This window comes from Microbacterium sp. K35, assembly GCF_004794375.1.
GTDB classification, from domain to species: domain Bacteria; phylum Actinomycetota; class Actinomycetes; order Actinomycetales; family Microbacteriaceae; genus Microbacterium; species Microbacterium sufflavum.
Genome location: NZ_SSDM01000219.1, coordinates 1 through 5,848 on the forward strand (window position 1 = coordinate 1; position 5,848 = coordinate 5,848).

The following is a 5,848-nucleotide window of genomic DNA, read 5'->3' on the forward strand; positions in this document are numbered from 1 at the left end:
GGGCGGCTACCGGCTCGCGCGCGGTCTACCCGCCGGTGTCGGTGGTCAGCGCCGCGCGGAGCCCGCGGCGCGCTTGACCTCGTCGTACGCCGCGAGTGCGGCCTTGCGGGTCTCGGCCAGGTCGACGATCGGCGCGGTCGGGGCATCGGGGGCCCACCGCGCGACGTACTCTCCGTCGCCGTCGAACTTCTTCGCCTGCAGCTCCGGGTTGAACACACGGAAGTACGGGGCCGCGTCCGCCCCGGACCCCGCGACCCACTGCCAGTTGAACGCGTTGTTGGCGCCGTCTGCATCGACCAGCGTGTCCCAGAACCACTCCTCGCCGAGCCGCCAGTCGATCAGCAGGTTCTTGATGAGGAAGGACGCGGTCACCATCCGCACCCGGTTGTGCATGTACCCGGTGTGCCACAGCTCGCGCATCCCCGCGTCGACGAGGGGGATCCCGGTCTCGCCGTGCTGCCAGGCATCCAGCTGCCGCGGGTCGAGTCCCGGCCAGGGGAACGCATCGAACTCGGGCCGGAGGTTCTTCGTCGCCAGATCGGGGAAGTGGTAGAGCGTGTGCCAGGCGAACTCGCGCCAGCCGAGCTCGGACAGGAACCGTGCCGAGCCCTCGACCCGGGTCGCCTCGGCCCACACGGTGAACGGGCTCAGCTCGCCCCAGCGCAGCCGGGGGGAGAGCAGGGAGGTCGCACCGGCGGCCGGCGCGTCCCTGGCCGCGTCGTACGCCGGGAGATCGTGGTCGAGGAAGTGTCTCAGCCGCCGTCGGGCGGCCGGTTCGCCCGGCTCCCAGGTGTCACGGAGCCCGCCCGCCCAATCCGGTGTCGTGGGCAGCAGCTCCCAGTCACCCGGGGCATCGGAGCGCGGCGGTCGCGCCACCCCGTCGAGTTCGCGCGGCTCCGGCAGGGGAGCACGGGGCGCGGGCAGTGCGCGGCAGGCGCGCCAGAACGGGGTGAAGACGGAGTAGTGCGTGCCGCTGCCCGTGGTGACGGTCCACGGCTCGTGCAGCAGGGAGCCCGCGAACGACTCCACCGTCAGGCCCTGATCGCGCAGCGAGCTCTTCAGCGCCGCGTCGATCTCCCGCTCCGGTCGCCCGTATCGACGGTTCCAGTAGACGGCGCCCGCCCCGCTCTCCGCGACGACCTCGCGCACCACGCGCTCGGCCGGGCCGCGCCGCAGCACGAGCCGGGCGCCCTTCTCGCGCAGCCGCTCGTCGAGGGAGACCAGCGAGTGATGCAGCCACCACTTCGCCGCACCTCCGAGCGGGCGGATCCCCGGCGACTCCTCGTCGAGCACGAACAGCGCGATCACGGGCGCGTCCCGATCCATCGCGGCACGCAGCGCCGGATGGTCGGCGAGGCGGAGGTCGTCGCGGAACCAGACGATCGAGGGGGAGGTCATCGCGTTGCCCACAGCGCCCAGGCGATCAGGGCCGGTTGCAGGAAGAGACGGCCGAACCGACGCGCGTCCGTGTCGAGCCCCGGAGTGGAGCGTCCGGTGCGCCACTGATGCCAGTTGCCGGGGAAGACCGCGGCGAAGAGCCCCGCCGTCGCCCAGCCGATCCGGCGGCGCTCCCGCGGCAGCGCGATCAGTCCCGCGGCGAGCGCGACCTCGACGGCGCCCGACGCGATCACGATGGCATCCTTGTCCATCCGCGTCGCCTCGGTCGCCCAGTCGGGCACCACCACCCGGAAGCCGCGCGTCTGCGTGAAGTGCAGCACGCCGACGGCGCCGAGGGCGAGAGCGAGGATCCAGCGGGCGATCGTCCGGGTCATGGGGCCACGCTACCGTCCGGTCCGACGGTTGCGGCGCCCCGTCGTTCGCGAAGCCGTCCTGGTGTGTCCTGACACACTGAGGTGGTGACCGTCTTCCGCATCGTCGTGCTGTTCGTCCTCGCCGCCGTCGCCGAGATCGGCGGTGCCTGGCTTATCTGGCAGGCCATCAAGGAGGACCGCGGTTGGCTCTTCGCGGTCCTGGGGGTCATGGCGCTGGGGGCGTACGGCTTCGTCGCGGCGCTCCAGCCCGACGCGAACTTCGGCAGGGTGCTCGCCGCGTACGGCGGGATCTTCATCGCCGGATCCCTCGCCTGGGGCATCATCGTCGACGGTTTCCGTCCCACGGTCTGGGACTGGGTCGGGTCGGCGGTCGCGCTCGTGGGCGCGGCGATCATCATCCTCGCCCCGGCGGCCGCGTCCTCCTCGGCCGAGCCGGTGGCCTGACGGTCGGCGGCCCCCGGCCATACGAGTAGCCTAGATCCAGACCCAGATGGAGTGATCAGTGCCTGAAAACGCCCAGCCGACCGACGGCTTCGCCCTGTTCTCTGACCGAAACGTCGTCGCGATGCGCGTCAACGGCGAGCTCAAGGACCTCGCCACGACCCTGACCGGCACCGAGCAGGTCGAGCCGGTCACGATCGACAGCCCCGACGGCCTGAACATCCTGCGCCACTCGGCCGCGCACGTGCTCGCGCAGGCCGTGCAGCGCATCAACCCGCAGGCGAACCTCGGCATCGGCCCGCCCATCACCGACGGGTTCTACTACGACTTCGGCGTCGACACCCCGTTCACGCCGGAGGACATCAAGGCCATCACGAAGGAGATGCAGCGCATCGTCCGCGAGGGCCAGCGCTTCGTGCGTCGTGTCGTGACCGATGACGAGGCGCGCGCGGAGCTCGCCGACGAGCCGTTCAAGCTCGAGCTGATCGGGCTCAAGGGCGGCAAGGAGGCGGCCGAGGGCGCGTCGGTCGAGGTGGGCGAGGGCGAGCTCACGATCTACGACAACACGACCCGCGACGGCGAGGTCGTCTGGAAGGACCTCTGCCGCGGGCCGCATCTGCCCAACACGCGCATGATCGGCAACGGCTGGGACCTCACGCGCATCGCCGCCGCGTACTGGCGCGGCAGCGAGAAGAACCCGCAGCTGCAGCGCATCTACGGCACCGCCTGGCCCACGAAGGACGAGCTGCGCGCGTACCAGCACCGGCTGGAGGAGGCCGCCAAGCGCGACCACCGGCGACTCGGCAAGGAGCTCGACCTGTTCTCCTTCCCCGAGGAGATCGGGTCGGGCCTGAGCGTCTGGCATCCGCGCGGCGGCGTGGTGCGCGGCGAGATGGAGCAGCACGCGCGCAAGCGGCACATCGAGGGCGGCTACACCTACGTGTACACGCCGCACATCTCCAAGGAAGACCTCTTCCTCACCTCGAACCACCTCGTCACCTACAAGGACGGCATGTTCCCGCCCATCGTCATGGACGAGGAGCGCGACGAGAACGGCGAGATCACCAAGCAGGGCCAGGACTACTACCTGAAGCCCATGAACTGCCCGATGCACATCCTCATCTACAAGGAGCGCGCGCGCAGCTATCGCGACCTCCCGCTGCGGTTCGCGGAGAACGGCACGGTCTACCGCAACGAACTCTCCGGGGCCCTGCACGGCCTCACGCGGGTGCGCGGCTTCACGCAGGACGACTCGCACCTGTTCGTCACACCCGACCAGCTGGAGGAGGAGGTCGGCAAGGTCCTCGAGTTCATCCTCTCGATGCTCCGCGACTTCGGCCTCACCGACTTCGAGCTCGAGCTGTCGATGAAGGACGACGAGAAGTCGAAGTGGATCGGCTCGGACGAGTTCTGGGAGTCGTCCACCGACGCCCTGCGCCGCGTGGCCGTGGCCTCCGGTCTCAAGCTCACCGAGGTGCCGGGCGAGGCGGCGTTCTACGGGCCGAAGATCGACCTGAAGACGCGCGATGCGATCGGCCGCACGTGGCAGCTGTCCACGGTGCAGGTCGACCCCAACCTGCCCGAGCGCTTCGACCTCGAGTTCATGGACAAGGACGGCCAGAAGAAGCGTCCGATCATGATCCACCGGGCGCTGTTCGGCTCGATCGAGCGGTTCTTCGCGATCCTCCTCGAGCACTATGCGGGCGACTTCCCGGTGTGGCTCTCGCCGGTACAGGTCGTGGGGATCCCGGTCGCGGACGACTTCGCCGACTATCTGGGTGAGGTGATCGACACGCTCCGCTCCCGCGGTGTGCGTGCCGAGCTCGACACCTCCGACGACCGCATGCAGAAGAAGATCCGCACGCACACGACCGGCAAGGTCCCGCTGCTGCTGATCGCCGGGGAGCAGGACCGGGCCGCCGGCACCGTCTCCTTCCGCTACCGCGACGGCTCGCAGGAGAACGGCGTGCCGATCGCGCAGGCGGTCGACCGCATCCGCGCTGCCATCGACAGCCACGCCCTGGTGCAGACGGCCGGGGACCTGGCATGACCGAGGGGGAGCAGTCGCTGGAGGATGCAGGTCGCCTCGCCGGCGTGCCCGACGAGTTCCAGCGGCTGTGGACCCCCCACCGGATGGCCTACATCCAGGCGGGACCGGAGCCCCTGCGCGAGGAGTGCCCGTTCTGCGAGGCGCCGAAGTACCCCGACGCCGAGCGGCTCATCGTGGCACGGGGCACGACCGCGTACGTGCTGCTGAACCTGTTCCCGTACAACTCGGGGCACCTGCTGGTGTGCCCGTACCGTCACATCGCGACGTACGACCAGGCGAGTCCGGAAGAGGTGGCCGAGATCGGCGCGCTCACCCAGACGGCCATGCGGGTGCTGCGCGAGGTCTCCGGATGCGACGGCTTCAACCTGGGAATGAACCAGGGGGCGGTGGCGGGAGCCGGCGTGGACGCGCATCTGCATCAGCACGTGGTGCCGCGGTGGCGCTCCGACGCGAACTTCTTCCCGATCATCGCGAAGACGAAGGCGCTCCCGCAGCTCCTCGGCGAAGTGCGGGAGGCCGTCGCCCACGCGTGGCCGGAGTGACCGTCAGCGCACCTGCCGTGCGGTGAACTGCATGCGCGGGTGCGCGTAGAACTCCTGCGCCTCGATGAGCTGCAGCTCGCGCTCACCCGAGTCGAGCGTCGCCTGCAGCAGGTCGTACACGCTGGAGGCGGTGCGCTCGAGCGCGGTCTTGGCGCTGCCGGTGCCGACGTAGTGCGCCGTGAACAGGGCGGCGGTCACGTCACCGGAGCCGTTCGCCTTCATGGGGAGGTGCGGCGTCTGGACGAGCCAGGCACCGTCGCCGTCGACCGCGAGCATCTCGATGGTCCCCTCCTCGCGGTCGGGCCGCTCGACGCTCGTCACGAGCACCGTGCGGGGGCCCATGGCGCGGGCGAGGTCGACCGAGGCGAGCGTGGACTCGAGCGTGTCGGGTTCGGTCTCGGTGAGGAACCCGAGCTCGAACTGGTTGGGGGTGATGATGTCCGCCACCGGGACGACGCGCTCGCGCAGCAGGATCGGGATCGCGGGGGCGACGAAGCAGCCCGACTTCGCGTTGCCCATGACCGGGTCGCACGCGTAGACCGCGTCGGGGTTGGCGGCCCTGACGCGCGCGACCGCATCGATGATCACGTCACCGATGCCCTCGCCTCCCTGGTAGCCGCTCAGGACGGCGTCGATCTGCCCGAACACTCCGCGGTCCTCGATGCCGGTGATGACCTCGCGCACGTCGGCGGGGTCGATCAGCGGTCCGCGCCACGCGCCGTAGCCGGTGTGGTTGGAGAAGTTCACGGTGTAGACGGGCAGCACCTCGACGCCGATGCGCTGCAGCGGGAACACCGCGGCAGAGTTGCCCACGTGCCCGTATGCCACGGCGGACTGGATGGAGAGAATCTTCATGAGCGAGCGCTTTCGGTCAGGGCGGGCAGGTGCCCGCGACGGTGGTCATCGCGCGGCCGCGACGAGGTCGGCGACGAGCGTGTCGGCTTCCGCGTCGGTGAGGTCGTGGACGGTGAGACGGAGGTGGTGGGACGGATCGGCGCGGTCGTCGAGGGAGAACTCGTCACCCGTGCGCGCGAGCCACCCCC

Annotated in this window: 6 protein-coding genes; 3 read left to right on the forward strand and 3 right to left on the reverse strand. The window is 70.3% G+C overall.

What is annotated here, in order from left to right:
* Nucleotides 1–45 precede the first annotated feature (45 nt).
* Together DW299_RS08120 and DW299_RS08125 are read right to left on the reverse strand one after the other, a co-directional pair.
* Entirely contained in the window at nucleotides 46–1,398 is a 1,353-nt protein-coding gene (locus DW299_RS08120; protein WP_136036289.1) for a cryptochrome/photolyase family protein, read from the reverse strand.
* Nucleotides 1,395–1,772, reverse strand: a complete 378-nt coding sequence (locus DW299_RS08125) for a DoxX family protein (RefSeq protein ID WP_136036290.1) — start codon at nucleotides 1,770–1,772, stop codon at nucleotides 1,395–1,397. Before DW299_RS08125 ends, DW299_RS08120 begins: the two co-directional genes overlap by 4 nt.
* 84 nt (nucleotides 1,773–1,856) lie before the next feature.
* Here DW299_RS08125 and DW299_RS08130 point away from each other — a divergent pair, with 84 nt between their 5' ends.
* From DW299_RS08130 to DW299_RS08140, 3 genes are all read left to right on the forward strand, one after another.
* On the forward strand, nucleotides 1,857–2,216 hold the full coding sequence (locus tag DW299_RS08130) for a YnfA family protein (protein WP_136036291.1): 360 nt from the start codon (nucleotides 1,857–1,859) through the stop codon (nucleotides 2,214–2,216).
* A 121-nt stretch (nucleotides 2,217–2,337) separates the two neighbouring features.
* Nucleotides 2,338–4,263, forward strand: coding sequence for a threonine--tRNA ligase (gene thrS, locus DW299_RS08135; protein ID WP_206253369.1), 1,926 nt, complete (start codon nucleotides 2,338–2,340; stop codon nucleotides 4,261–4,263).
* Complete coding sequence (locus DW299_RS08140; RefSeq protein ID WP_136033617.1) at nucleotides 4,260–4,805, forward strand: HIT family protein; 546 nt, start codon at nucleotides 4,260–4,262, stop codon at nucleotides 4,803–4,805. The genes thrS and DW299_RS08140 overlap by 4 nt, the downstream gene beginning before the upstream one ends.
* A 3-nt stretch (nucleotides 4,806–4,808) precedes the next feature.
* On the opposite strand, the gene pdxY is transcribed toward DW299_RS08140, so the two are convergent.
* Nucleotides 4,809–5,660 (reverse strand): pyridoxal kinase PdxY, encoded by an 852-nt coding sequence (pdxY, locus tag DW299_RS08145; RefSeq protein WP_136036293.1) that lies wholly within the window; start codon nucleotides 5,658–5,660, stop codon nucleotides 4,809–4,811.
* Between the last annotated feature and the right edge of the window lie 188 nt (nucleotides 5,661–5,848).

What these genes read in the sequence shown, in the direction of transcription:
- DW299_RS08120 (WP_136036289.1), bottom strand. Translation starts at nt 1,398, where the DNA reads ATGACCTCCCCCTCGATCGTCTGGTTCCGCGACGACCTCCGCCTCGCC.
- DW299_RS08125 (WP_136036290.1), bottom strand. Translation starts at nt 1,772, where the DNA reads ATGACCCGGACGATCGCCCGCTGGATCCTCGCTCTCGCCCTCGGCGCC.
- thrS (WP_206253369.1), top strand. Translation starts at nt 2,338, where the DNA reads ATGCGCGTCAACGGCGAGCTCAAGGACCTCGCCACGACCCTGACCGGC.
- DW299_RS08140 (WP_136033617.1), top strand. Translation starts at nt 4,260, where the DNA reads ATGACCGAGGGGGAGCAGTCGCTGGAGGATGCAGGTCGCCTCGCCGGC.
- pdxY (WP_136036293.1), bottom strand. Translation starts at nt 5,660, where the DNA reads ATGAAGATTCTCTCCATCCAGTCCGCCGTGGCATACGGGCACGTGGGC.